Source organism: Chromobacterium sp. ATCC 53434, from assembly GCF_002848345.1.
GTDB lineage: Bacteria > Pseudomonadota > Gammaproteobacteria > Burkholderiales > Chromobacteriaceae > Chromobacterium.
This window is the reverse complement of the sequence record NZ_CP025429.1, coordinates 491,426-515,715: the sequence shown is the minus strand read 5'-3', so window position 1 is coordinate 515,715 and position 24,290 is coordinate 491,426. Positions and strand designations below refer to the sequence as shown.

Here is a 24,290-nt window from a genome sequence, read left to right as displayed (position 1 = left end):
GCCGCCCCGGACCGCGCTTACTTGCCGCTGTCCCAGTTGCCGATGTCGGCGTCGTTGTTCTCGCCGCCCGGCTCGCCGTCGGCGCCGAAACTCCAGATGTCGATCTCGCCGTGGGTGCCCGGATTGGCGTACTGGTAGGCATTGCCCCACGGGTCTTTCGGCAGGCGCTCCAGGTAGCCGCCCGGCTTCCAGTTCTTAGGCTCCGGCGCGGCGGTCGGCTTCTGCACCAGCGCCAGCAGACCCTGCTCGGTGTTCGGGTAGCGGCCGTTGTCCAGCCGGTACAGTTTCAACGCCTGGCTGATGGCCCCGATGTCCTGCTTGGCGGCGACGATGCGCGCCTCGTCCGGCCGGCTCATCACCTTGGGCACCACCAGCGCGGCCAGCACGCCGAGGATGACGATCACAACCATGATCTCGATCAGGGTGAAGCCGCGTTGAGCGGCGTGACGAACAGCTTTCATGTTTTCTCCCGAATGCATGCCGCGGATCTTTCCCGGCGTTTCTTTCAAATCATCTCGCCCGCCGCGGCGGGCCCGTCCATTACGGACGCTCAATGCACCATCTGGTTCATATCTATGATCGGCATCATGATGGCCAGCACGATCAGCAGCACCATGCCGCCCATCACCAGGATCAGCAGCGGCTCCATCAGCGTGGTGAAGGTGGCCAGCTTGCGCTCGACCTCCTGCTCCTGCTGCTGGGCGGCGCGGTCCAGCATGTGGGACAGCGTGCCGCTGGCCTCGCCGCTGGAAATCAGGTGTATCAGCACCGGCGGAAACTGGCGGGTGGCGTTCAGCGCCCGCGACAGCGACACGCCCTCGCGCACCTTGGCCATCGCGTCGGCCACCGCGTCCTGCATCGGCAGCATCGTCATCAGGCCGCGCGCCGTCTCCAGCGCCGTCAGCAACGGCACGCCGGAGCCGACCAGGATCGACATCGTGCTGGCCATCCGCGCGGTGTTCAGCGCGCGGAACAGCCGGCCGAACACCGGCAGCTTCAGCACCCGGGCGTGGAAGCGCCGCTTCAACGCCGGCGCGCGCAGCGCCCGGATGATCAGGACGACGGCGGCGACGATGGAGATCAGCAGGACCACGCCCCATTGGCGCAGGAAGTCGCTGCAGGCCACCAGCGCGCGGGTCAGGAACGGTAGCGTCTGCTTGGTCTGGGCGAACACGCTGACCACCTGCGGCACCACATAACTCATCAAGCCGCCCACCACCAGGATGGCCACCAGCGTGACCACCGCCGGATAGGCCAGCGCCAGCGTCACTTTCTGCTGGGTGTTCTGCCGCTTGTCCAGATATTCGGCTAGCCGCGACATCACCATGTCCAGATGGCCGGACTGCTCGCCGGCCTGTACCAGCGAACGGTACAGCGGAGAGAACACGCCGGGCGCCGACGACAGCGCCTGGGCGAAGCCCTTGCCCTCCAGGATGTCGCTTCTGAGCGCAGCCAGCACGGTGCGGCTGCGGGCGTTTTCAGACTGCTCGGTGACGGCGGTCAGCGCCTTCTCCAAGGTCAGGCCGGCGTTCAGCAGCGTAGACAGCTGCTCGGTGATCATCACCAGCTCGGCGCGCGGCAGGCCGCGGCGCAGCACATTGCTGCCGGCGCCGCCGGTCTTGGCGTTGACGCCGTCCACCGCCACCGGCAGCAGGCCGCGCTCGCGCAGCTGCGCCCGCGCGGCGCGGACCGAATCGGCCTCCAGCAGTCCGTTCTGTTCCTTGCCCGCGCCGTCGTAGGCGGTGTACTTGAACGCCGCCATCAGCTTCTCGTCACCCGCAGGATTTCTTCCACGCTGGTCTCGCCGGCCTTGACCCAGCGCAGGCCGTCGTCGCGCAGGCTGCGCATGCCGTGGCGGGCGGCGTGGTCGCGCAGCCGCTGCTCGGACGCGCGGTCGTGGATCAGCCGCTGCATCGCATCGTCGACCAGCATCAGTTCATAGACGCCGTAACGGCCCTTGTAGCCGGAGTTGCCGCAGGCCGGGCAGCCGACCGGACGGTAGTGGACCGCCTCCGGCGCGTCGTCCAGCGGCACCGGATGCGGCGCCTTGCACTGCGGGCAGACGCGGCGCACCAGCCGCTGCGCCATCACGCCCAGCAGCGACGAGGCCAGCAGGAACGGTTCGACGCCCATATCGGTCAAGCGGGTCACCGCGCTGGCCGCGTCGTTGGTGTGCAGCGTCGCCAGCACCAGGTGGCCGGTCAGCGACGCCTGCACGGCGATCTGCGCCGTTTCCAGGTCGCGGATCTCCCCTATCATCACCACGTCCGGGTCCTGGCGCAGGATCGCGCGCAGCGCCTTGGCGAAGCTCATGTCTATCTTCGGGTTGACCTGGGTCTGGCCGACGCCGTCCAGGTGGTACTCGACCGGATCTTCCACCGTCATGATATTGGTGTGGCTGGCATCGAGACGGGACAGCGCCGCGTACAGCGTCGTGGTCTTGCCGGAGCCGGTCGGGCCGGTGACCAGCAGGATGCCGTGCGGCTGATTGATCAGCTTGTCGACCGAGGCCAGCGTGTCGGCGGCCATGCCCAGCGTCGCCAGGTCCAGCCGCGCGTTCTCCTTGTCCAGCAACCGCAGCACGACGCGTTCGCCGTGGCTGGTCGGCAGCGTCGACACCCGCACGTCGACCGGCCGGCCGCCGAGCCGCAGCGAGATGCGGCCGTCCTGCGGTATCCGCTTCTCGGCGATGTCCATGCCGGACATGATCTTGATCCGCGATACCATCGCCGCGTGCAGCGCGCGATGCGGGCTGACCACGTCGCGCAGCGTGCCGTCCAGGCGGAAGCGCACCACCGAACGGTCCTCGAAGGCCTCGATGTGGATGTCGGACGCGCCGTCGCGCAGCGCCTGGGTCAGCAGCGCGTTGATCATCCGGATGATGGGCGCGTCGCCCTCGCTTTCTAGCAGGTCCTCGACCGTCGGCAGCGACTCCACCATCTGGTTCAGGTCCATGTCCTGGCCGATGCCGTCCACCATCTCCGCCGCCGCGCCGTCGCGGCTGGCGTAGTGCTCGGACAGCCGCTTCTCGAACTGGGCGCCGCTCAGCGTCTCCACGCCGGACAGCGGGCCGCCGTGCAGCCGCAGCGCCTCGGTCCAGGCCGCCGGCCTGCCGCCCTCGCGCAGCAGCAGCTGGCGGCCGCTCTCGCCGTCCAGCAGGATCACGCCGTTGGCGCGCGCGAACGGAAACGGCAGCAGCGGGGTCAGCGTCGGCTTGTTCATTTTTGCAAGCCCTTCAAATCCTGCTCGAGATTGGATTTGATGCCGCCTTCCGGCAGTGATTGCAGCGCGGACTCCAGGTCGAACTTCAGCTTGTTGCCCTGCTGGTCCTTCTGGATGTCGCCGAGGATGTACTTGTAACGCTCGCCGGCAATGGCCCGCGCGCCGACGGCGTCGTGCAATATCGTCGGCTTGATGAAGATCATCAGATTGGTCTTGTTGTGCGACTTGACGGTGTAGCGGAACAGGCCGCCCAGCCAGGGGATATCGCCGAGCAACGGCACTTTCTGCTCATTGTCGCTGACCTGGTCCTGCAGCAGGCCGCCAATGGCCAGGATGCCGCCGTCGTCGACATTGGCGATGGTTTCCAGCAGCCGGCGATTGGTTGTCGGGCCCTGAACGTTGCTCTCGGTGCCCGGCGCGATGCTGGACGCCTCCTGCACGATCTTCATCCGTATGCTGCCGCCTTCTGAAATCTGCGGCGTGATCTCCAGATTGAAGCCTATGGTCTTGCGGTCGTAGGTGGAGAACGGCTGCGGATTGGTGGTGCTGCCGCTGGTCGGCGTGCTGGCGTACTGGCCGGTCAGGATCGGCACTTCCTGGCCGATCAGTATGTGCGCCTTCTCGTTGTCCATCGCCAGCAACGACGGGCTGGACACGATATTGCCGCCGACCTGGGTCTCCAGCGCCTTGGCCAGCGCGCCCATGTTCAGCACATTGCCTATGCCTGGAATGTTGACCGTGCCCTTGACCCAGCCGATATTGAGACCGGCCGAGCCGCTCAGCGCGGCGACGCCGGCCGCATTGGAGCCCGGCGTCGACGGCAGGGCCATGCCCAGGATGCCCGTTCCGCCGCTGCCGTTGGTGAAATTGGTGCCGCCGACCACGCCGGCGCCGTTGCCGTTGAAACCACCCAGCGCCTGCCACTGGACGCCCAGCTCCTGCGCGCGCTGCGCCGACACCTCGACCACCAGCGCCTCGACCAGCACCTGGGCGCGGCGCTTGTCCAGCAAATCGATCACATTGCGCAGGTTCTGGTACATCGTGTCCGGCACATTGAGGATCAGCGCGTTATTGGTCGGATCGGCCTGTATCATCGAACCGCCGCCGCCGGCGCCGGACGAGGACGACGAGGAGCCGCCGTCGGACGTCACCGGATTGCTGGCGCCCGCGGCCGCCGCCGAACCGGCATTGGACGAGCCCAGGCTGCTGCCGGAAGACGAGGAGCCCGAGCCGCTGCTGGAACCCAGCAGGCTGGAACCGGACGAGCTGCTGCCGCTGGTGGTGACCGCGGTTCGGCCCTGCAGCGGTCCCGGATCGCCGGTCAACAGGCCGCGCAGCGTCTGCGCCACCTTGCCGGCCTCGGCGTTCTTCAGATAGACGACGCGCACATTGGAGCCGGCCTGGCTCGGCTGGTCCAGCACCTTCAGCAGGCTCTTGATCTTGCCTATCTTGCCCGGGGTGTCGGCGCGCACCATCAGCACATTGGAGCGCGGATCGGACAATATCGTGGTCTTGCCGCCGTCGGCGCCGCCTTCCTGCATCAGCTTGTTCAGCGTGTTGGCCAATTCCACCGCCGAGCCGAACAACACCGGGATGATCACGGTGTCGCCGGAAGCGGCCGACTCGACCGATTCGATGATGGATTCGATGCGCTGGATATTGTCGGCGTAGTCGGTGACGATCAGCGCGTTGGCCTGCGGATAGGCGGCCACGGTATTGTTCGGCGACACGATGGGCCGGATCACCGGCACCAGCTGGTTGGCGTTGCTGTTGCGCAGCGTGAAGACCTTGGTGATCAGCCTGTCGCCGTCGCCGCGCGGAATGCCCTTGCTGGCCTTGGCGTGCAGCTTGGCGTCCGCCTCCGGCACGATCTTGATCACGCCGTTGCCCTCGACCGCGGCGAAACCCTGCAACCGCAACGAAGACAGCAAGACCTGGTAGGACAGCGAGCGCGGCACCGGCCGGCTGGAAACGATGTTGACGGTGCCCTTGACGCGCGGGTCGATGATGAAGTTCTTGCCGCTGATTTCGCCTATCGCCTTGACCACGGTCTCGATGTCCGCGTTGACGAAGTTGAGCATCACCGTGTCGTTCTGAGGCGCGGCCTGCAGTTGACAGCTATACACCAGGGCCAGGACGGCGACGAGTCTGGAAATTCGCATTGCATTCTCTCATTGGCGAATCATCGCGGCGGGATCCACCGCGGGTTGAGGCTGGGCATCGGGTACGGCGTTCTGGCCCGGAACGGGCACCGGAACCGCTCCGGGCGTCATTTGAGGCGGCTGAGGCTGGATCGGGGGCTGAGCGCCCTGCGGCGCGTCGCCGGCATCGCCCGCCGCGCCGCCGGGACCGCGCGGCTGCAAGGGAACGAATTGCTCGCTGCCGCCGGAGCGGACGGTGACGCCGTTGGGAGCGATCTTGACCAGCTCCCAGCCGTCGGCGGTCTGCTTGCCTTGCAGCAACGGTTGCGGATGGCCGTTGCTGTCGACGATCGCGAAACCTTGCACGCCCGGCATATTCGGCGCGTACACGCCCAGCAGCCGGATAGGCGGCGGCGCCGCGACTTGCTGCAGCGGCGCCTCGCCGAACCAGTGCCCCTGGGCGGTCGCGGCGGCCGCGGCCTGCGGCTGGGCCGGCGCCAGGGTGCGATAGACCTGGGCCGACGGCGACAACAGCGCCGTCAATTGCCGGCCGCCCCAGAAGGCGGCCAGGCCCAAGGCCAGCAGCGGCAGAGCCTTGTGCCATTGCCCGCCGGATGCCCGCTGCCAGCCGCGAAAATCCGGCCGGCGGCCAAATCTTGTCTTATCCCCAGAACCCATCGGCATCTCGTTATCAAAATTATGCTGAACAAATTACCTTGCAGGCACGCTAGATTAAGCAGCAAAAGGGCGATTTTGCAATAGCTTACCGCCAGTTTTGATGACAGTCTGAACTTTAGTCATCGTTAATATTTACGGCTGACCGACCATCTGCTTGCTCCGCCGGCACGTTTTCCGCGGCTCAGGCATCGCCAAAAACGATTTTTTTGGCATTTTCGCATAAAAAACGCCACGGCAAGGCCGTGGCGCCATGAAAGACTGATCTGGCTCAGTCGCTCAGAACTGGGCCTCGTCCAGCGCCAACGCGCTGTCGGCGCCGCCGACGATGGCGGCGGCGAGACCGGAGACCTGCGGCAGCAGATGCTCGGCGAAGAAGCGCGCGGTAACGATCTTGGCCTCCAGGAAGGCGTGGTCGGCGTCGGCGTCCTGCAGCTTGTCCTTCGTGATCAGCGCGGCGCGGCCCAGCTGCCAGCCGCCCAACACGATGCCCATCAGTTTCAGGAACGGCACCGAGCCGGCGGCGGCCTGCCGCGGCCGCTCGCCGAAGCTGTCGACGACGAAGGCGACGCAGCGCTCGGCGTCGGCGATGGCCGACGCCAGCCTGTCGGCGATGGAATCGAAACCGGCCGCCTGCAGCTTGTTCGCCGTCGATTGCGCCTCGGCCAGCAGCGCGCGCGCGGTGGCGCCGCCCTCCATAGCCGTCTTCCGGCCTATCAGGTCCAGCGCCTGGATGCCGGTGGTGCCTTCGTAAATCGCGGTGATCCGGGCGTCGCGGTAGTACTGGGCGACGCCGGTCTCCTCGATGAAGCCCATGCCGCCGTGCACCTGGATCGCCAGGCTGGTGATCTCGTTGGCCTGTTCGGTGTTCCAGCCCTTGACGATGGGGATCAGGAAGTTCAGCAACGCCTGGTTGCGCGCGGCCTCGGCCGGCACCGGATGGCGGGCGGCGCGATCCAGCGCGGCGGCGGCGTAGAAGGTCAGCGCGCGCTGCGCCTCGATCTGGGCGCGCATCGTCATCAGCATGCGGCGCACGTCCGGGTGCTGGATGATGGGCACGCCGGCGGCGTCGGGCGAACCGACCGCGCGGCTCTGCACCCGCTCGCGGGCGTATTCGACCGCCTTCTGGTAGGCGCGCTCGGACACCGCCATGCCCTCGATGCCGACGCCCAGACGGGCGTGGTTCATCATGGTGAACATATAGTTCAGGCCCTTGTTGGGCTCGCCGACCAGGTAACCGACCGCTCCGTCGTTGTCGCCGAAGCTCATCACCGCGGTCGGGCTGCCGTGTATGCCCAGCTTGTGCTCCAGCGACACGCAGCGCACGTCGTTGCGCGCGCCGAGCGAGCCGTCGGCGCCCACCAGGAATTTGGGCACGATGAACAGCGAGATGCCCTTGACCCCGGCCGGCGCGTCCGGCAGGCGGGCCAGCACCAGATGGACGATATTGTCGGCCATGTCGTGCTCGCCCCAGGTGATGAAGATCTTCTGGCCGCTGATGCGGTAGCTGCCGTCGGCGGCCGGCACCGCGCGCGAACGGACCTGGGCCAGATCGGAGCCGGCCTGCGGCTCGGTCAGATTCATCGTGCCGGTCCACTGGCCGCCGGCCATCATCGGCAGATAGATGTTCTTCAACTCGTCCGAGGCGTGATGATGGATGGCCTCGACGGCGCCCAAGGTCAGCAGCGGCGCCAAGGAAAAGGCCAGATTGGACGAACACCACATTTCCTCGACCGCCGCCGCCACCAGCGCCGGCATGCCCTGGCCGCCGAACGCTTCCGGCGCACGCAGGCCGACCCAGCCCGATTCGACGTACTGCTGCCAGGCGTCCTTGAAGCCCGGCGCGGCGGTCACGTCGCCGCCCTTCCACTTGGCGCCCTGGTCGCCCTGCTTGTTGATCGGCGCCAGCACGCCCTCGGCGAATTTGGCGCCTTCCTCCAGAACCGCGTCGGTCAGCTCCACCGAGCATTCGCCGTAGCCCGGCAGCCCGCAGATCGCCGGCAGATCGGCCAGCTCGTTCAATGCAAAACGGATGTCTTTGACGGGTGCGTGATAGATCATCGCCTTCTCCTCTGTTTTTTCCTCGCGTCGGCCGGTACGGACCGGACCGTGAAAAAGCCGGCGCTCGCATGCGGGGCGCCGGCTGCTTTTGCTTTGTTCCGGCGGCTATATTGCCTGCTCGGTCGGGAACGCTTGCGGCCGCTCCCGCTCGCCGCTTACTTCGACAGCTCGGCGATCAGCTCCGGCACCACGGCGAACAGGTCGCCGACGATGCCGTAGTCGGCCACCTGGAAGATCGGCGCCTCTTCGTCCTTGTTGATCGCGACGATCACCTTGGAGTCCTTCATGCCGGCCAGGTGCTGGATCGCGCCGGAGATGCCGACGGCGAAGTACAGCTGCGGCGCCACCACCTTGCCGGTCTGGCCGACCTGGTAGTCGTTCGGCGCATAGCCGGCGTCCACGGCGGCGCGCGAGGCGCCGACGGCGGCGGACAGCTTGTCGGCCAGCGGCTCGATCACCGCCTTGAACTGCTCTTCGGAACCCAGCGCGCGGCCGCCGGACACGATGACCTTGGCCGAGCCCAGTTCCGGGCGGTCGGACTTGGTCAGCTCCTGGCCGACGAAGGCGGACAGCTGGCTGTCGGCGCCGGCGGCGATGGTTTCCACCGCGGCGGAACCGCCCTGGCCCGCCGCGTCGAAGGCGGTGGTGCGCACGGTGATCACCTTGACCGGGTCGGCCGACTGCACGGTGGCCAGCACGTTGCCGGCGTAGATCGGACGGACGAAGGTGTCGGCCGACTCGATGGCGACGATTTCGGAGATCTGGGCGACATCCAGCAGCGCGGCGACGCGCGGCAGCAGGTTCTTGCCGAAGGACGAGGCCGGCGCCAGCACGTGGCTGTAGCCGCCAGCCAGGCCGACGACCAGCGCGGACAGGCTCTCGGCCAGACCGTGGGCGTAATGGGCGGCGTCCGCCAGCAGCACCTTGGCGACGCCGGCGACGCCCTTGGCGGCCTCGGCGGCGGCGGCGGCGTTGTGGCCGGCCACCAGCAGATGCACTTCGCCGAGCTTGGCGGCGGCGGTGACGGTGTTCAGGGTGCCTGTCTTCAGGCTCTGGTTGTCGTGTTCAGCGATAACGAGAATAGCCATGTCTTACAGCACCTTTGCTTCGTTTTTCAGTTTGGCGACCAGTTCGGCGGCGTTGGCCACCTTGATGCCGGCGGAGCGCTTGGCCGGCTCGGCCACTTTCAGCGTCTTCAGGCGCGGCGCGGCGTCGACGGAGAGCTCGGCCGGCGTGGTCTTGTCCAGCGGCTTCTTCTTCGCGGCCATGATGTTGGGCAGCTTGATGAAGCGCGGCTCGTTCAGGCGCAGGTCCGAGGTCACCACCGCCGGCAGGCGCAGCTTGACGGTTTCCAGACCGCCGTCGATCTCGCGGACCACGTCGACGGTCTCGGCCGCCAGATCCACCTTGGACGCGAAGGTGCCCTGGGCCCAGCCCAACAGCGCGGCGGCCATCTGGCCGGTCTGGTTCGCATCGTCGTCGATCGCCTGCTTGCCCAGGATCAGCAGTTGCGGCTGCTCCTTGTCGGCGACCGCCTTCAGCAGCTTGGCCACCGCCAGCGGCTGCAGCTCGACGTCGGTCTCGACGTGGATGGCGCGGTCGGCGCCCATCGCCAGCGCGGTGCGCAGCGTTTCCTCGCATTGCTTGACGCCCATCGACACCACGACGATCTCGCTGGCCTTGCCGGCTTCCTTCAGGCGCACGGCTTCTTCCACGGCGATCTCGTCGAAGGGGTTCATCGACATCTTGACGTTGGCGATATCAACGTCGCTGCCGTCGGCTTTGACGCGGACTTTCACGTTGTAATCGACAACGCGCTTCACTGCGACTAGAACTTTCATATTCCTCCAGCAAACTTCCAGTGGGTTAATCGTAACGTGGAAGGCAACGACGGCCAGCAAAGCCCGATTATGCCCCAAGCAAATTTCAAACGAGCGTTTGGTTTGTGCGCCAGCGCATGGCGCGTGGTGAAAATGCAACTCGGCGTCGATAGTACGTCATTTCCCGGTGGTTTGCATTTCAGGGCGAAGCTGTCACAATGCGACGGTGCACCGCAGCATTTCCTTGTCATAATCATTGAGGCTGTCATGACCGTGTACTTCGAAGACCTCGCCATCGGCACCACGGCCGAAACCGGAAAAACCATCACCGAGGCCGATCTGCTGCTGTTCTCCGCCGTCAGCGGCGACCACAATCCGGTGCATCTGAACCAGGCCTACGCCGCCACCACGCCGTTCGAAACCCGCATCGCCCACGGCATGCTGACCGCCAGCCTGCTGTCCGGCGTCATCGGCTGCCAGCTACCGGGCCACGGCACCGTCTACCTGTCGCAATCGACCCGTTTCAAGTCGCCGGTGCGGATAGGCGAGACCGTCACCGCCCGCGTCACCGTGACAGAGCTGATCCCGGAAAAGAAACGGGTGCGCCTGGCCACCGAATGCCGCGTCGGCGAGAAAGTGGTGCTCGAGGGCGAATCGCTGGTGATCGCGCCGTCGCGCGGATGAGTCCGGCGAACACGCGATCCCGCCGCTGAATCAACAGGACACGCCGTGCCGCGCCAGCGCCCAGCGCACCGGCTCGGCCACCAGTTCGTCGGGAAAATCGAGCCGCGCGCAAAGCGCCGCCACCACCTCGGCCGACGTCGGCGCGTTGCCGAGCCCGACCGCCAGATTGGACAGCCATTTGTGGTAGCCGATGCGGTAGATCGGGCTGCCGGCCATCCGTTCGCGGAATTCGTCGGCGCTCCAGCCGAACAGTTGTACCAGGCTGACGTCGTCGAGACCATGACGTACCGCAAAGTCGGTCTCGCCGGTCTCGACGGCGAAGCGGTTCCACGGACAGAACAGCTGGCAGTCGTCGCAACCGTAGACCCGGTTGCCGATCAGCGGCCGCAGCGGCTGTGGAATCGGCCCCTTCAATTCTATAGTCAGATAGGAAATGCAGCGCCGCGCGTCGACGGTATACGGCTCGATGATGGCCCCGGTCGGACAGACGTCCAGGCATTTACGGCAACGACCGCAGTGGCCGTCCTCGGCGTCGTCGGGGGGCAGCGGCAGGTCGGTCAGGATTTCTCCGAGAAAGAACAGCGAGCCCTGGCCGCGGGTCAGCAGCAGCGTATGCTTGCCGCGCCAGCCCAGGCCGGCCTGCGACGCCAGCGCCACCTCGGCCAGCGGCGCGCTGTCGGTGAACACCCGGTAGCCGAACGGCCCGACCGCGGATTCGATGCGTTCGGCCAGCCTCTGCAGTCGGTTGCGCAGCACTTTGTGGTAGTCGCGCCCCAGCGCGTAGCGCGACAGATAGGCCCGCGACGGGTCGGCCAGCACCCGCTCGGCCGGCGTTGACGCCGGCCAGTAGTTCATCCGCAACGAGATCACAGACAGCGTGCCCGGCACCAGTTCGGACGGACGGACGCGCAGCGCGCCGTGGCGCGCCATATAGTCCATCTCGCCGTGGTGGCCGGCGGCCAGCCAGGCTTGCAGCCGCTGTTCCGCCTCAGGCGGCAGCGCCGCGCGGCCGATGCGCGCGTCGGCGAAACCGGCTTCTCGCGCCCAGGCTTTGATTTGGCGCGACAATTCGGGATAATCCGGTTTTTGAGGAGGAGTCTCATTCATGGCGACGGATGATACCAGCGTTCACAGCGGCAGCCTGCCCGACGAGAGCGCGACCCTGGCGCTGGGCGCGGCCTTCGCCGCCGCCGCGCGGCCGGGCCTGACCGTCCATCTGCTCGGCGACCTCGGCGCCGGCAAGACCACGTTCACCCGCGGCCTGCTGGCGGCGCTCGGCCACCGCGGCAAGGTGAAGAGCCCCACCTACACGCTGGTGGAAAGCTACCCGCTGCCGGAATATAGTGTCCACCATTTTGACCTGTACCGTTTCGCCGATCCGGAAGAATGGAACGATGCCGGCTTCAGCGAATATTTCGGCGACGCCAGCCTGTGCCTGGTGGAATGGCCCGACAAGGCCGACGGCCTGCTGCCGATGGCCGACATCGTGCTGGAACTCGCCGTCGCCGGCGACGGTCGCACTTATCACTTTCACGCTCAGACCCAAACCGGACAGTCATGCCTGCTTCGACTTTCGACCCGACCCGCCGCGCGCTGCTAGGCGCGGCCGCCGCCACCTTCCTGCTCGCCGTCAGCCGCACCGGCCTGGCGGCAGGCAGCCAGATCGTCGCCCTGCGCGTCTGGCCTTCGTCCACCTATACCCGCATCACGCTGGAATCCGGCGAGCCGATCCAGTACAAGCAGTTCACGCTGGCCAATCCGAACCGGCTGGTGATCGACTTGTCCGGCGTGCAGCTGAACGGCGTGCTGAAGGACATCAGCGGCCAGATCGCCGCCGCCGACCCGTATATCGCCACCGCCCGCGCCGGCCAGTTCGACCCGGACACCGTGCGGCTGGTGCTGGAACTGAAGACCGACGTCAAGCCGCAGGCCTTCACGCTGGCGCCGGTGGCAGAATACAAGAATAGACTGGTTGTGGACCTGTATCCGGCCAGCGGCCAGCACGACGATCCGCTGCTGGCGCTCTTGCAGGACTACAACAAGGGCAAGCTCGAACAACCGCCGGCCCAGGTCAAGCCCAAGGCCAAGAACGCCGATCGCCCGATCATCGTGATGCTGGACCCCGGCCACGGCGGCGAGGACCCGGGCGCCATCGGCATGCAGGGCAATCGCGAGAAGGACGTGGTGCTGAAGATAGGGCATCAGTTGAAGCAGCTGATAGACGCCGAGCCGAATATGCGCGCCTACATGACGCGCAGCGACGACGTGTTCATCCCGCTGGGCGTTCGGGTGGCCAAGGCGCGCAAGCTGAATGCCGATCTGTTCGTCTCGATACACGCCGACGCCGCGCCCAACCGCGCCGCGCGCGGCTCCTCGGTGTTCGCGCTGTCCGAAAAGGGCGCGACCAGCGCCTTCGCCAAGGCGCTGGCGCAGACCGAGAACAACTCCGACCTGGTCGGCGGCGTCAAGATAGGCAGCAAGGACAAGTATCTGGCGCACACGCTGCTGGACCTGACCCAGACCGCCACCATCAACGACAGCCTGAAGCTCGGCAAGACGGTGCTCGGCCAGCTGGGCGGCCTGAACAAGCTGCACAAGAACGCGGTCGAGCAGGCCGGCTTCGCCGTGCTGAAGGCGCCGGACATCCCGTCCATCCTGGTGGAGACCGCCTTCATCTCCAATCCGGACGAGGAACAGCGGCTGATCACCGCCGAATTCCAGCAGCAAATGGCCAACGCCATCTTCAGCGGCGTCAAGCGCTACTTCGCCTCGGGCGCCGCGCTGGCCGCGCGCGTCTAGATCGATCGGTCTTCGCCAAGCAAAAACCGCCGGTCGCCCGGCGGTTTTTTCATGCTCAGTGCTGCGACGGCTCGTCGCCCGGCGGCGACTCCTCGGCGGCCGGCACCCGGTAGCTCTCGCTGGCCCACTGTCCCAGGTCGATCAGGCGGCAGCGCTCGCTGCAGAATGGACGGTAGCGGCTTTGCGGCTCCCAGCGCACTTCGGCGCGGCAGGTCGGACAGGCGACAATGCGGACGGACTCGGACATGGATCAGAATTTACAGTTGGTCAGATAGAACTCGACATCGTGCTCGGCCTGGCGCGGACGGGCCTCGCCGGTCACGGCGCCGATGAAGCGGATGTTGAGCGCGTACTTGTTGGCGGACAGCTCCGGCAGCAATTCCAGATTGTCGTCGTAGGCGACGCGGATCAGTTGCACCACCTTGCCGCCGGACATTTGCTGGAAGGCGCCGCGGCGCGCCACGTAATGGTGGGTCTTGCCGCCGTCGCGCAGCAGCCTCAGCAGGATGTTGGACGCCTCGGCGGTCGGCATCAGCGGGGCGGCCCAGCGCAGCAGGTCCTGGCGCCTGACCTCGGCCGAGCGCTGCTGCCACAGATGGTAGGACGGCAGGTCGAACTGGCAGGTGCCGCCGGGAATGCCGGCGCGCTGCTTGATCGCCATCAGCCACTCGTTCTCGCGCAGGTTCTGCCCGTACTTGCCGGTCAACGCCAACAGCTTGCCCGAGGCGCGCTCCATCTCCTCCAGCACGCCCTCCAGCGTCTCTTCGGCGACGTTCGGGTTCTCGCGCAGCGCTTCCAGCATCTGTTTCTGCCGTTCCAGCTCCTGCAGCAGATCGGCCTTCAGGTCGGCGCGCGACGCCGTTTCCATCAACTCGAACAGCACCAGCAGCGCGGCATGGTGGTCATAGGCGTGCTCCTTGCCGACGAAGTAGGCCAGCCGCCCGTACAGATACTCCAGGCGAAGCAGAATGCGAGTGCGCTCGGTGACAGGGAATTCGAAACTGATCACAGCAGATCTGCCCTTCTCCACGGCTTGCAGCAAGCCTTATAACAATGCATTGACAAGATTTGCCAGATAATAACCGTGTTTGGCATCAACTTGAAGTCTCAATTCTGCCATGCCGCCGCTATTGTCGATGACATCGTCGGCACGACGCAGCCGCTCTTCCCGCGGCAACTGCGCGGCCATGATGGCGCGCACCTCGTTCTCGCTCAGACCGCTGCGCAGCATCACCCGTTCCCGCTGCACCGCCTCGCTGCAATCGATCACCAGGCTGCGCGCCAACAACGGCGCGTAGCGATCGCTCTCGAACAGCAGCGGCACCACTAGAATAGCGTAATCGCCGCGCGCCGCCTGCAGCCTGCGCACGCTTTCCGCATGGATGGCCGGATGCAGGATGGACTCCAGCCGCGCGCGCAGTCCCGGATCGGCGAATACCAGCCGCCGCATCGCCGCCCGGTCCAGCGCGCCGTCGGCGGTCGCCACTCCGGCGCCGAAGGCGTCGACGATGGCGCCCATCGCCGCCCCGCCAGGCCCGGTCAGCTGATGGGCGATGCGGTCGGTGTCGACCACCTCGGCGCCCAGCTCGGCGAAGCGGTCGGCGGCGGCGCTCTTGCCGGAGCCGATGCCGCCGGTCAATCCGACTACCGGGACAGCCATGCCAGATACCCATCCACCAGTTGCGGCCCCCAGACCAGCGCGATCCATCCGGCCATCGCCAGATACGGACCGAACGGGATTTCCTGTCCGCGGCTCAGCCTGGACAGCGCCATCAGCGACAAGCCTGCGACCGCGCCGACCAGCGACGACAGCAGGATCACCAGCGGCAGCATGCTCCAGCCCAGCCAGGCGCCCAGCGCCGCCAGCAGCTTGAAATCGCCCTGCCCCATCCCGTCCTTGCCGGTGGCCAGCTTGAAAACGTGAAACACCAGCCACAACGCCAGATAGCCGCAAACCGCGCCCAGCACAGCCGACGACAGCGGCACCAGGCCGGTATAAAGATTGAACAGCAGCCCGGCCCACAACAGCGGCAGCGTCACGCTGTCCGGCAGCAACTGGGTGTCCAGGTCGATGAAGCTCAAGGCCAGCAGCGTCGCCGACAGCAGCATCGCGCCGGCCAGCGGCCAGCCCCAGCCGAAGCGCCAGGCCAGGAAGCCGAACATCGCGCCGCACAGCAGTTCCACCAGCGGGTAGCGCCGGCTGATGCGGACGCCGCAACTGCCGCAGCGGCCGCGCAGCAGCAGAAAGCTCAGCAAGGGCACATTGTGCCAGGGCCGGACCGGCGCCTGGCAGGCCGGACAGTGCGAACCCGGCCGCCACAGATTGTAGCCGCCGTCGCCCTCCAGCGCGGTCGCCGCCCCCTGCGCCGCCAGCCTCAGCTCGGGAAAGCGGCCGTTGTCTACCAGATAGCCGACGCTGTCGGCCAGGAAACCGGTTTCCAGCATGATGGGCAAGCGGTGGATCACCACATTCAGAAAGCTGCCCACCATCAAGCCAAACAATAGCGACACGCCCGCCAGATACAGCGGATGCGTGGCCAGCAACCAGGAAATGTCCTGCAGCATCACCCCACCACCTGACCCATTTTGAAGATAGGCATATACATCGCGATCACCAGACCGCCGATCAATACCCCCAGAATCACCATGATCGCCGGCTCCAGCAGGCTGGACAGCGCGGCCACCGCATTATCCACTTCTTCCTCGTAAAAGTCGGCCACTTTGTCGAGCATCTGGTCCAGCGAACCCGATTCCTCGCCTATCGAGGTCATCTGCAGCACCATGTTCGGGAACAGATCGGTGCGCTGCATCGAGAAGTTGAGGCTGGAGCCGGTGCTGACGTCCATCTGGATGCGGCGGGTGGCCTCGGCGTAGACCTGATTGCCGGCGGCGCCGCCGACCGAGTCCAGCGCCTCCACCAGCGGCACGCCGGCGGCGAACAGCGTCGACAGCGTGCGCGCCCAGCGGGCGATGGTCGCCTTGCGTATGATGTCGCCGATCACCGGCAGCTTCAGCAGGATGCGATCCATCTGCTCCTGCATCTTCGGCGTGCGCTTGAAGGCGTAGAAAAACGCGAACAGGCCGCCGAAGATGACGCCGAAGATCAGCCACCAGAAATGGACGAACTGGTCCGACAGCCAGATCACGAACAGCGTCGGCGCCGGCAGGTTGGCGCCGAAGCCGGAAAACAGGTCCTTGAACGCCGGGATCACGTAGATCATGATGACCGCGGTGATGATGAAGGCGGTGCCGACGATGGCCGACGGATAGATCATCGCCGACTTGATCTTGGCCTTGATCGCCATCACCTTTTCCTTGTAGGTGGCCAGCTTGTCCAGCAGCGTGTCCAGCACGCCGCCGGTCTCGCCGGCGGCGATGATGTTGCAGAACAGCTTGTCGAAGTACAGCGGCCGCTTGCGGAAGGCCTCGGCCAGCGACAGGCCGGTTTCGACGTCGGCGCGCACCTCCAGCAGCATCCGCGTCACCGCCGGATTGCTGTGGCCCTTGGCGGCGATGTCGAAAGCCTGCAGCAAGGGCACGCCGGCGCGCATCATTGTCGACAGCTGCCGGGTGAACAGCGCGATGTCCTTCTCGGTGATCCGCTTGCCGAAACCGGCGCGGCGCTTGCGGATCTTGACCACATTGATGCCCTGCCGCCGCAGCTGGGTCTTGGCCACCGTCTCCGACTCGGCGCGCAACTCGCCGCGTATCATCTTGCCGGACTTGTCCTTGCCTTCCCATTCCCAGATGTAACCGGGACTTGCCTTTTTCGCCGTCGCTGTCGCCATCGGTCCATCCTTCTCTGTCCGTTGCCGGCCGTCCGCCGGCTCAGTCGTTGGTCACCGCCTCGATTTCCGCCAGCGAGGTGACACCCTGCCTGACCTTCATCAGGCCGGCGTGGCGCAGATCGACCATGCCCTCTTCCTTCGCCAGGTCGGCGATGTCGACCGCGGTGCCATTCTTCATGATCAGCCGCGTCATCGCGTCGCTGATCGGCATCACCTCGTACAGGCCGGTACGCCCCCTGTAACCGGTGTTGCGGCATTCTTCGCAGCCGACCGGACCATAGGCCTGCCAGCTGCCGTCCAGCTGCTCCTTGGCGAAGCCGGCCCGCAGCAGCGCCTCTTCCGGAATGTCCACCGGCTGCTTGCAGTGGCTGCACAGTTTGCGCGCCAACCGCTGCGCCATGATCAACAATACCGAGCTGGCGATATTGAACGGCGCCACCCCCATATTGAGCATCCGCGTCAGCGTGGCCGGCGCGTTATTGGTATGCAGTGTCGAAAACACCATGTGGCCGGTCTGCGCCGCCTTGATCGCGATGTCGGCGGTTTCGAAGTCGCGGATCTCGCCGACCATGATCACGTCCGGGTCCTGCCGCAGAAAAGCCTTCAGCGCCGAAGCGAAGCTGAGGCCGGCCCGCTCGTTGACATTGACCTGATTGATGCCGGGCAAATTGATTTCCACCGGATCCTCGGCGGTGGAGATATTGGTGTCGGACTTGTTCAAAATGCTCAGACAGGTGTACAGCGACACCGTCTTGCCGCTGCCGGTCGGCCCGGTGACCAGCACCATGCCGTACGGCCGGGCGATCGCGTTCAGCAGCAATTTCTTCTGCTCCGGCTCGAAGCCGAGCTGCTCGATGTCCAGCGACGCCGCCGACGAATCCAGTATCCGCATCACGATCTTCTCGCCGTACAAGGTCGGCAGCGTGCTGACGCGAAAATCTATCGCCCGGCTCTTCGAAATCACCAGCTTCATCCGGCCGTCCTGCGGCACGCGTTTTTCCGAGATGTCGAGCTTGGAGATCACCTTGATGCGGGAGGCGATCTTTTCCTTCAGCAGCAAGGGCGGCTGCGCCACCTCCTTCAACATGCCGTCGACGCGGTAGCGGATGCGGTAATACTTTTCGTACGGCTCGAAGTGGATGTCGGAGGCCCCGCCGCCTATCGCGTCCAGCAGCATCTTGTGGATGAATTTGACCACCGGCGCGTCGTCGACCTCGACCTGCGGGCCGGAATCTATCTGCGCGTCCGGATCGGCGAATTCCAGATCGCCGAAATCCTCGTTCTCCAGCTCCTTCAGCGCCGACGTGGAATTGTCCTGATAGCGCCCCAGCGTTTTCGACAGCTTGTCGTCCTCGACCACGACGATCTCCACCGTCAGGCCGGTCTTGAAGGTGATCGCGTGATAGGCCGAGGTCTGGGTCGGATCCGACGTGCCGATATACAGCTTGTTGCCGCGCTTCAGCAGCGGCAACAGCCGGCGGCTGCCGATCAGATCCTCGTCGACCAGGCCCTTGGGCAGTTGCTCGGTATCCAGCGTCCCCATGTCCAGCAAGGGGTAGCCGAAAATGCGCGAAGCGAAGACCGCGACGTCGCGGGCGCTCATCTTCTTGCTGAGAATCAGCTGCTCGACGAAGCTGATATGGGACGCGGTCGCCTGGCGCTGAATCGCGTCGGCGTCCTGCTGCAACAGCATATTGTGCTGAACCAGGGCCCTTCCCAGGCCGGAAATTCCTGCCGAAGCTTCCATAGACGAAATCGATCCCGTTTTGAACTTTCTAATCGCGATCAGGCACAGGCTGTGACGATATTATATGCAAAATACCGCCGCCGATCCGACACAAATCCCGTTCGGCAAGCGTTTTGACCGGAATTTCGCCACTTAAACCGTGCCCGGCGCTGGCGGACAATAAAAAAAGGACTGCCGAAGCAGTCCTTTTCGATCGGAATAATCCGGTCCGTCGATCAGAAGCTGTGAATCAGACCCAGGCCGAAGGAGTTCTCCGAAGAGATGCCGCCCTTCCACTTCACGGTGCCGGCGGAGGTGTAGACGCTGGTGCGCTTGGACATGGCGTAGTTCAGCGACAGCAGGTACTGGTCGTAACCGGAGTTGCTGATGTCGGTGCCGTTCAAGCTGGCGTTGTAGCCCTTGGCATAGGTGAAGTACGGGGTCAGCGGACCGAAGCTGTAGCCAACGGTGAACGCGGCTTCCTTGGTCTTCAGCTTGGCAGCGTTGATCTGAGCCTGGGTCGCGCCGGCATTCAGAACTGCCAGATTCGCCACGGCGCCGAGCACGCTGTTGTAGTACGAGCCGAAGCCGTAGCCTTCAACCTGCTGGTAGCCCAGGGCGACGTACAGATTGTTGGCGTTGTAGCCGCCTTCCAGGCGGTGCCAGCTCTTGGTGCTGGCCAGCTGGTCGGCGTCGCCCCAGTTTTCGTAGTTGTACTTGCCGAAGAAGCCGGAGTTCTCGTAGCTCAGACCCAGGTTCCAGGTCTGGTTGTTGGTGCGGGAACCATTGGTGCCGGTCACGCGGCTCTCGTCGGTGCCGTACAACAGGGCGAAGCTGAAGCCTGCCCAGTTCGGGCTGTCGTAGCGCAGCGCGTTGTTCACGCGGCCGTCCAGGCGGGTGAACATGCCCAGGCCGGCGACGCTCTCGTCGCTGTAGCCGCCGAAGTAGCTACCCGGGTCCACTTGCTCCATGTCGGAGTTGGCGTAGTTCGACAGACGGCCGAAGCGGAACTTACCCCAGCTGTCGCCGGCCAGGCCGAGGAAGCTGTCGCGGGTGGCGAAGCCATCGGACGAGGCCTTGTTGGCCGCGCCGTTGGTGCCGTCGATGTGCAGGCGGCTTTCCACTTGCCAGATCGCCTTCAGGCCGCTGCCCAGATCTTCAGTGCCCTTGAAGCCGATGCTGGAGATCCAGTCGTTGACCTGGACGCCGCTGCGCGGGTTGCCGTTGCTGTCGAAGCCGAGAGAAGAGCTGTAAGTCTTGTTGCTCTCGATACCGCCTTTGATCGTGCCGTAGATGGTGACGTCCGCCATGGCTGCTGCAGGCAGGGCGGCCAGCGCCAAAGCGATGAGCTTCTTGTTCATTGCAGATCCTTTCAAGTCAGTTGATTTTGTCCTGTTGACTTGCCGGTCGCCCGACAGCCCGGACATTTATGTGCCGACGGTATATTCCGTCGATCGCTGAAAGCAATATAAGACCGGCGTTGCAAAAAAACAAAGATCAGCCCGTGCCGGCGGCATGAAATTCTCAAAAAAACAACAAAAAACCGCCATCCCCTTGTTTGGAAAGCCATTGAGCCGCCCACCCCTGCTTGGCTGGACTGCGCAAAAAACAACACATTCATCATTGTGTTTCTTTTTGCCAACAACAAAGCCGCGCTCCCATCGCCGATCCGACCACGCGAAAAATCCTTCGGGCATGAAAAAACCGCCAGCCGACTAGCGGATGGCGGTTTCGAACGCGGCGGCGCGGCGCGTCACTTGGCGGCGGGCGCCGGCTTCTCCGTCGGTTTCGCCGGTTTGGCCAGAGGCTTGGCCGCCGGCGCGGCGCCGCCGACGGTCAGCTCCTTGCGCAGCTTGTCCAGCGTCTTGTCCCCGATGCCGGGCACTTTCTTCAAATCGTCGACGGTCTTGAACGGACCGTTCTTGGTGCGGTAATCGACGATGGCCTTGGCCTTGACCGGCCCGATGCCGTTCAGCGACTCCAGTTGCTGGGCAGTGGCGGTGTTCAGATTGACGGCGGCCCAGGCCAGATTGCACGACAGCAGCAGAACGGCGAGGATGGCGAACAGCTTCTTCATGGCAAGCTCCTTGTGGCGGGTGCGAAGATTCGGTTGCTCGGTGCGGCGCGCGGTCAGCCGCGCTGCAGGATCAATTCTAAAACCACCTTGCTACCGACGTATGCCAGCATCAATGACAGGAAACCGGCCAGCGTCCAGCGTATCGCCACCCGCCCGCGCCAGCCCTTCAAGCGCCGTCCCAGCAGCAGCGCGGCGAACAGCAGCCAGGAAATCACGCTGAACACCGTCTTGTGGGTCAGCGCCGCGGCCTTGCCGAACACCTCCTCCGAGAACGCCACCCCGCTGACCAAGGCCAGCGTCAGCAGCAGGAAGCCGACGGCGATCACCTGGAACATCATTTTTTCCAAAGTCAGAAGCGGCGGCAGCTGCTGGGCCAGCATCGACACCCGCCGGTGGTGCAGCGCCCGCTCCAGCAACAGCATCAACAGCGCGATCAGCGCGCCGATCGCGAACAGGCTGTAGGCCAGCATCGACACCAGAATATGCATGACGAAGGCCGGATTGGACAGGTCGCTGACCATGTGGCGCCCCGGGAAGACGATGGCGAAGGCCAGCGCCGCCATCGCCAGCGGCATCATGAACAGCTGCAGCCCCTCCACCTTGTAGAAGAAGCTGCAGGTCCAGTAGATCAGCAGCATGATCCACACCATCACGCCCAGCGCGTGGCCGACGCCCAGCGACAAGCCGCCGCTGGCGCTCAGCGGCACCACCACCACCACCGCCTGCAGCAACAGCAGCGCCCCCAGCAGGCTGTGCTCCAGCCTGGGATTGCGCGGCCAGCGCGCGACGCCCTTCCAGTTGGCCAGGTAATGCCAGGTAAAGGCCCCGTAGGACAGGATCAGGAACAGGGACAGAACGAGCAGGAGGTTGGTCATATAAAGGTATGTGATCAAATCCGGGCGCGGCCCGGGCGGCTCGTGGTAAAATCGACAGTTTGAGAGTCTACACCAAGCTGCCGCTCGTTGGCAGAGAGTAAGGACAGCACCATGCTAGACAACCTGACCAACCGCCTGTCCGGCGTGATGAAAACCCTGCGCGGCAACGCGCGGTTGACCGAATCCAATATCCAGGACGCGATGCGCGAAGTGCGCATGGCGCTATTGGAAGCCGACGTAGCGCTGCCCGTCGTCAAGACCTTCATCGCCGAGGTGAAGGAACGCGCGCTGGGCCAGGACGTGATGGGCAGCCTGACCCCGGGCCAGGCTCTGGTCGGCGTCGTCAACGAAGAGCTCGTCAAGCTGATGGGTGACAAGAACGACGAGCTCAACCTGGCCGCCGTGCCGCCTGCCATCGTGCTGATGGCCGGCCTGCAGGGCGCCGGCAAGACCACCACCGTCGGCAAGCTGGCGAAGCGGCTGAAGGAAGGCCACAAGAAGAAGGTGCTGGTGGTGTCGGCCGACGTATACCGCCCGGCCGCCATCGAGCAGCTGAAGCTGCTGGCCGCCCAGGTCGGCGTCGAATGGTTCCCGTCCGACGAGAAGCAGAAGCCGGTCGACATCGCTCGCGCCGCGATCGATCACGCGCGCCGCCACTTCTTCGACGTGCTGCTGGTCGACACCGCCGGCCGCCTCGCCATCGACGAAGCGATGATGGACGAGATCAAGGCGCTGCACGCGGCGGTCAATCCGGTGGAGACGCTGTTCGTCGTCGACGCGATGCAGGGCCAGGACGCGGTCAACACCGCCAAGGCCTTCAACGACGCGCTGCCGCTGACCGGCGTCGTGCTGACCAAGATGGACGGCGACTCGCGCGGCGGCGCCGCGCTGTCGGTGCGCCACGTCACCGGCAAGCCGATCAAGTTCATCGGCGTCGGCGAAAAGGTTTCCGGCCTCGAGCCCTTCCATCCGGACCGCATCGCCAGCCGCATCCTCGGCATGGGCGACGTGCTGTCGCTGATCGAGGAAGTCCAGAAGGGCATAGACCACAAAGAAGCCGAGGCAATGGCCAAGAAGCTGAAGTCCGGCAAGGGCTTCGACCTCGAGGACTTCAAGGCCCAGATGCAGCAGATGAAGAAGATGGGCGGCATGTCCAATCTGCTGGAGAAGATGCCGGGCCAGATCGGCCAGATGGCCAAGGGCATACAGGGCGCCGAAGCGGAAAAATCGATGCGCCGCATCGAAGGCATCATCAATTCGATGACGATGGAGGAGCGCCGCAAGCCCGAGCTGATCAAGGCCAGCCGCAAGCGCCGCATCGCCACCGGCTCCGGCGTCACCGTTCAGGAGGTGAACCGCCTGCTGGCCCAGTTCGAGCAGATGCAGAAGATGATGAAGCAGTTCTCGTCCAAGGGCGGGATGATGAAGATGATGCGCGGCATGAAGGGCATGATGCCCGGCATGTAAGCGGAAACAACGGGCGCCAGTCGCCCGTTTCTTTTGAGATCAAGACATGTTGTTTGACGTCGCGGTACTGACCGACAGCCGGCAGCTGGCCTTCCGGGCGGACGACTGGTACAGCCGCCAGGTGCATCACGAGGACGGTCTGGTGCTGGACGCGCTGCGCGACGCCGGCCTGACGGTCTGCCGCCTCTCCTGGGACGACGCCGGCTTCGACTGGGGCCAGGCCCGCTCGCTGCTGTTTCGCACCACCTGGGATTATTTCGAGCGCTTCGGCGAATTCGCGCCCTGGCTGGCGCGCGCGTCCCGGCAGTGCCGGCTGTTCAACGCCGCCGAACTGATACGCTGGAATCTGGACAAGCGCTACCTCGTCGAACTGCAAAATAAGGGCGTGGCCTGCGTACCCACCCGCTACATTGAAAAGGGCGAGCGACGGACCCTGGCGCAGCTGACGGACGCCGCCGGCTGGAAAGAATGGATCCTGAAGCCGGCGGTATCCGGCAACGCTCGCCACACCTACCGTTTCGACGCCGACGACTGCGGCCGCCTGGAATGCGTGTTCGGCGAACTGATACAGAACGAATCGATGCTGCTGCAGCCGTTCCAGCGCCAGGTGCTGGACGACGGCGAGCTGTCGCTGATGGTGATCGACGGCCGCTACAGCCACGCGATCCGCAAGACGCCGAAGTCCGGCGACTTCCGCGTGCAGGACGATTACGGCGGCAGCGTGCATCCGCACGCGGCCAGCGGCGAGGAGATCGCCTTCGCCGAGGCGGCCGTGCGCGCGGTGCCGTTCGACGTGCTGTACGCGCGCGTCGACCTGATCCGCGACAACGCGGGCCGGCTCGCCATCATGGAGCTGGAAATGATAGAGCCCGAGCTGTTCTTCCGCTTTCGCCCCGAGGCGGCCGGCCAGCTGGCCGCCGGCCTCAAGCGCCGGCTGACGGACAGCGCGGTCTGA

Annotated in this window: 23 protein-coding genes; 5 read left to right on the top strand and 18 right to left on the bottom strand. The window is 65.3% G+C overall.

What is annotated here, in order from left to right; all coding sequences use genetic code 11:
- Window positions 1–17 precede the first annotated feature (17 nt).
- The 8 genes from gspG to CXB49_RS02180 all read right to left on the bottom strand — a co-directional run bounded on the left by gspG (window position 18) and on the right by CXB49_RS02180 (window position 9,940).
- A complete protein-coding gene (gene gspG / locus CXB49_RS02215) occupies window positions 18–461 on the bottom strand; it encodes a type II secretion system major pseudopilin GspG (RefSeq protein WP_158300590.1) in 444 nt (147 codons plus the stop codon).
- A gap of 89 nt (window positions 462–550) precedes the next feature.
- On the bottom strand, window positions 551–1,762 hold the full coding sequence (gspF, locus tag CXB49_RS02210) for a type II secretion system inner membrane protein GspF (protein ID WP_101706891.1): 1,212 nt from the start codon (window positions 1,760–1,762) through the stop codon (window positions 551–553).
- Complete coding sequence (gspE, locus tag CXB49_RS02205) at window positions 1,762–3,222, bottom strand: type II secretion system ATPase GspE (protein WP_101706890.1); 1,461 nt, start codon at window positions 3,220–3,222, stop codon at window positions 1,762–1,764. The genes gspF and gspE overlap by 1 nt, the downstream gene beginning before the upstream one ends.
- Window positions 3,219–5,384, bottom strand: a complete 2,166-nt coding sequence (gene gspD / locus CXB49_RS02200; RefSeq protein WP_101706889.1) for a type II secretion system secretin GspD — start codon at window positions 5,382–5,384, stop codon at window positions 3,219–3,221. Before gspD ends, gspE begins: the two co-directional genes overlap by 4 nt.
- Before the next feature lie 9 nt (window positions 5,385–5,393).
- Complete coding sequence (locus tag CXB49_RS02195) at window positions 5,394–6,041, bottom strand: hypothetical protein (protein WP_158300589.1); 648 nt, start codon at window positions 6,039–6,041, stop codon at window positions 5,394–5,396.
- Window positions 6,042–6,317: 276 nt separating this feature from the next.
- Window positions 6,318–8,099 (bottom strand): acyl-CoA dehydrogenase, encoded by a 1,782-nt coding sequence (locus CXB49_RS02190; RefSeq protein WP_101706887.1) that lies wholly within the window; start codon window positions 8,097–8,099, stop codon window positions 6,318–6,320.
- Window positions 8,100–8,254: 155 nt separating this feature from the next.
- Window positions 8,255–9,187 carry an electron transfer flavoprotein subunit alpha/FixB family protein gene (locus tag CXB49_RS02185; protein ID WP_101706886.1) on the bottom strand — a complete coding sequence of 311 codons (933 nt, stop codon included), beginning with the start codon at window positions 9,185–9,187 and terminating at the stop codon, window positions 8,255–8,257.
- Window positions 9,188–9,190: 3 nt separating this feature from the next.
- Window positions 9,191–9,940, bottom strand: a complete 750-nt coding sequence (locus tag CXB49_RS02180; protein ID WP_101706885.1) for an electron transfer flavoprotein subunit beta/FixA family protein — start codon at window positions 9,938–9,940, stop codon at window positions 9,191–9,193.
- Between the two features lie 246 nt (window positions 9,941–10,186).
- On the opposite strand from CXB49_RS02180, the gene CXB49_RS02175 reads away from it, so the two are divergent.
- Complete coding sequence (locus tag CXB49_RS02175; RefSeq protein WP_101706884.1) at window positions 10,187–10,603, top strand: MaoC family dehydratase; 417 nt, start codon at window positions 10,187–10,189, stop codon at window positions 10,601–10,603.
- A 30-nt stretch (window positions 10,604–10,633) separates the two neighbouring features.
- Here the strand turns inward: CXB49_RS02175 and queG are convergent, their stop codons facing one another.
- Window positions 10,634–11,671, bottom strand: a complete 1,038-nt coding sequence (gene queG, locus CXB49_RS02170; RefSeq protein ID WP_369826533.1) for a tRNA epoxyqueuosine(34) reductase QueG — start codon at window positions 11,669–11,671, stop codon at window positions 10,634–10,636.
- 37 nt (window positions 11,672–11,708) lie between these two features.
- Here queG and tsaE point away from each other — a divergent pair, with 37 nt between their 5' ends.
- Complete coding sequence (tsaE, locus tag CXB49_RS02165) at window positions 11,709–12,203, top strand: tRNA (adenosine(37)-N6)-threonylcarbamoyltransferase complex ATPase subunit type 1 TsaE (RefSeq protein WP_101706882.1); 495 nt, start codon at window positions 11,709–11,711, stop codon at window positions 12,201–12,203.
- Entirely contained in the window at window positions 12,161–13,402 is a 1,242-nt protein-coding gene (locus CXB49_RS02160) for an N-acetylmuramoyl-L-alanine amidase (RefSeq protein WP_101706881.1), read from the top strand. The genes tsaE and CXB49_RS02160 overlap by 43 nt, the downstream gene beginning before the upstream one ends.
- Window positions 13,403–13,457: 55 nt before the next feature.
- Here CXB49_RS02160 and yacG read toward each other — a convergent pair whose 3' ends face one another.
- From yacG to CXB49_RS02115, 9 genes are all read right to left on the bottom strand, one after another.
- Window positions 13,458–13,649 (bottom strand): DNA gyrase inhibitor YacG, encoded by a 192-nt coding sequence (yacG, locus tag CXB49_RS02155; protein ID WP_101706880.1) that lies wholly within the window; start codon window positions 13,647–13,649, stop codon window positions 13,458–13,460.
- 3 nt (window positions 13,650–13,652) lie between these two features.
- Entirely contained in the window at window positions 13,653–14,411 is a 759-nt protein-coding gene (zapD, locus tag CXB49_RS02150; protein ID WP_101706879.1) for a cell division protein ZapD, read from the bottom strand.
- Between the two features lie 36 nt (window positions 14,412–14,447).
- On the bottom strand, window positions 14,448–15,062 hold the full coding sequence (gene coaE / locus CXB49_RS02145; protein ID WP_101706878.1) for a dephospho-CoA kinase: 615 nt from the start codon (window positions 15,060–15,062) through the stop codon (window positions 14,448–14,450).
- On the bottom strand, window positions 15,047–15,967 hold the full coding sequence (locus tag CXB49_RS02140; protein ID WP_101706877.1) for an A24 family peptidase: 921 nt from the start codon (window positions 15,965–15,967) through the stop codon (window positions 15,047–15,049). The genes coaE and CXB49_RS02140 overlap by 16 nt, the downstream gene beginning before the upstream one ends.
- On the bottom strand, window positions 15,967–17,190 hold the full coding sequence (locus CXB49_RS02135; RefSeq protein WP_101706876.1) for a type II secretion system F family protein: 1,224 nt from the start codon (window positions 17,188–17,190) through the stop codon (window positions 15,967–15,969). The genes CXB49_RS02140 and CXB49_RS02135 overlap by 1 nt, the downstream gene beginning before the upstream one ends.
- A 40-nt stretch (window positions 17,191–17,230) precedes the next feature.
- The gene (pilB, locus tag CXB49_RS02130) at window positions 17,231–18,937 is read right to left on the bottom strand and encodes a type IV-A pilus assembly ATPase PilB (RefSeq protein ID WP_101706875.1); all 1,707 of its coding nucleotides are present in this window, start codon (window positions 18,935–18,937) and stop codon (window positions 17,231–17,233) included.
- A gap of 215 nt (window positions 18,938–19,152) precedes the next feature.
- Window positions 19,153–20,277 (bottom strand): porin, encoded by a 1,125-nt coding sequence (locus CXB49_RS02125; RefSeq protein ID WP_101706874.1) that lies wholly within the window; start codon window positions 20,275–20,277, stop codon window positions 19,153–19,155.
- A 392-nt stretch (window positions 20,278–20,669) separates the two neighbouring features.
- Window positions 20,670–20,993 carry a ComEA family DNA-binding protein gene (locus tag CXB49_RS02120; protein WP_101706873.1) on the bottom strand — a complete coding sequence of 108 codons (324 nt, stop codon included), beginning with the start codon at window positions 20,991–20,993 and terminating at the stop codon, window positions 20,670–20,672.
- Between the two features lie 53 nt (window positions 20,994–21,046).
- Window positions 21,047–21,868 (bottom strand): inner membrane protein YpjD, encoded by an 822-nt coding sequence (locus CXB49_RS02115; RefSeq protein ID WP_101706872.1) that lies wholly within the window; start codon window positions 21,866–21,868, stop codon window positions 21,047–21,049.
- A gap of 111 nt (window positions 21,869–21,979) precedes the next feature.
- On the opposite strand from CXB49_RS02115, the gene ffh reads away from it, so the two are divergent.
- Together ffh and CXB49_RS02105 are read left to right on the top strand one after the other, a co-directional pair.
- The gene (ffh, locus tag CXB49_RS02110; RefSeq protein ID WP_101706871.1) at window positions 21,980–23,335 is read left to right on the top strand and encodes a signal recognition particle protein; all 1,356 of its coding nucleotides are present in this window, start codon (window positions 21,980–21,982) and stop codon (window positions 23,333–23,335) included.
- A 46-nt stretch (window positions 23,336–23,381) separates the two neighbouring features.
- Window positions 23,382–24,290, top strand: coding sequence for a RimK family alpha-L-glutamate ligase (locus CXB49_RS02105; RefSeq protein ID WP_101706870.1), 909 nt, complete (start codon window positions 23,382–23,384; stop codon window positions 24,288–24,290).

What these genes read in the sequence shown, in the direction of transcription:
- gspG (WP_158300590.1), bottom strand. Translation starts at nt 461, where the DNA reads ATGAAAGCTGTTCGTCACGCCGCTCAACGCGGCTTCACCCTGATCGAG.
- gspF (WP_101706891.1), bottom strand. Translation starts at nt 1,762, where the DNA reads ATGGCGGCGTTCAAGTACACCGCCTACGACGGCGCGGGCAAGGAACAG.
- gspE (WP_101706890.1), bottom strand. Translation starts at nt 3,222, where the DNA reads ATGAACAAGCCGACGCTGACCCCGCTGCTGCCGTTTCCGTTCGCGCGC.
- gspD (WP_101706889.1), bottom strand. Translation starts at nt 5,384, where the DNA reads ATGCGAATTTCCAGACTCGTCGCCGTCCTGGCCCTGGTGTATAGCTGT.
- CXB49_RS02195 (WP_158300589.1), bottom strand. Translation starts at nt 6,041, where the DNA reads ATGGGTTCTGGGGATAAGACAAGATTTGGCCGCCGGCCGGATTTTCGC.
- CXB49_RS02190 (WP_101706887.1), bottom strand. Translation starts at nt 8,099, where the DNA reads ATGATCTATCACGCACCCGTCAAAGACATCCGTTTTGCATTGAACGAG.
- CXB49_RS02185 (WP_101706886.1), bottom strand. Translation starts at nt 9,187, where the DNA reads ATGGCTATTCTCGTTATCGCTGAACACGACAACCAGAGCCTGAAGACA.
- CXB49_RS02180 (WP_101706885.1), bottom strand. Translation starts at nt 9,940, where the DNA reads ATGAAAGTTCTAGTCGCAGTGAAGCGCGTTGTCGATTACAACGTGAAA.
- CXB49_RS02175 (WP_101706884.1), top strand. Translation starts at nt 10,187, where the DNA reads ATGACCGTGTACTTCGAAGACCTCGCCATCGGCACCACGGCCGAAACC.
- tsaE (WP_101706882.1), top strand. Translation starts at nt 11,709, where the DNA reads ATGGCGACGGATGATACCAGCGTTCACAGCGGCAGCCTGCCCGACGAG.
- CXB49_RS02160 (WP_101706881.1), top strand. Translation starts at nt 12,161, where the DNA reads ATGCCTGCTTCGACTTTCGACCCGACCCGCCGCGCGCTGCTAGGCGCG.
- yacG (WP_101706880.1), bottom strand. Translation starts at nt 13,649, where the DNA reads ATGTCCGAGTCCGTCCGCATTGTCGCCTGTCCGACCTGCCGCGCCGAA.
- coaE (WP_101706878.1), bottom strand. Translation starts at nt 15,062, where the DNA reads ATGGCTGTCCCGGTAGTCGGATTGACCGGCGGCATCGGCTCCGGCAAG.
- CXB49_RS02140 (WP_101706877.1), bottom strand. Translation starts at nt 15,967, where the DNA reads ATGCTGCAGGACATTTCCTGGTTGCTGGCCACGCATCCGCTGTATCTG.
- CXB49_RS02135 (WP_101706876.1), bottom strand. Translation starts at nt 17,190, where the DNA reads ATGGCGACAGCGACGGCGAAAAAGGCAAGTCCCGGTTACATCTGGGAA.
- pilB (WP_101706875.1), bottom strand. Translation starts at nt 18,937, where the DNA reads ATGGAAGCTTCGGCAGGAATTTCCGGCCTGGGAAGGGCCCTGGTTCAG.
- CXB49_RS02125 (WP_101706874.1), bottom strand. Translation starts at nt 20,277, where the DNA reads ATGAACAAGAAGCTCATCGCTTTGGCGCTGGCCGCCCTGCCTGCAGCA.
- CXB49_RS02120 (WP_101706873.1), bottom strand. Translation starts at nt 20,993, where the DNA reads ATGAAGAAGCTGTTCGCCATCCTCGCCGTTCTGCTGCTGTCGTGCAAT.
- CXB49_RS02115 (WP_101706872.1), bottom strand. Translation starts at nt 21,868, where the DNA reads ATGACCAACCTCCTGCTCGTTCTGTCCCTGTTCCTGATCCTGTCCTAC.
- ffh (WP_101706871.1), top strand. Translation starts at nt 21,980, where the DNA reads ATGCTAGACAACCTGACCAACCGCCTGTCCGGCGTGATGAAAACCCTG.
- CXB49_RS02105 (WP_101706870.1), top strand. Translation starts at nt 23,382, where the DNA reads ATGTTGTTTGACGTCGCGGTACTGACCGACAGCCGGCAGCTGGCCTTC.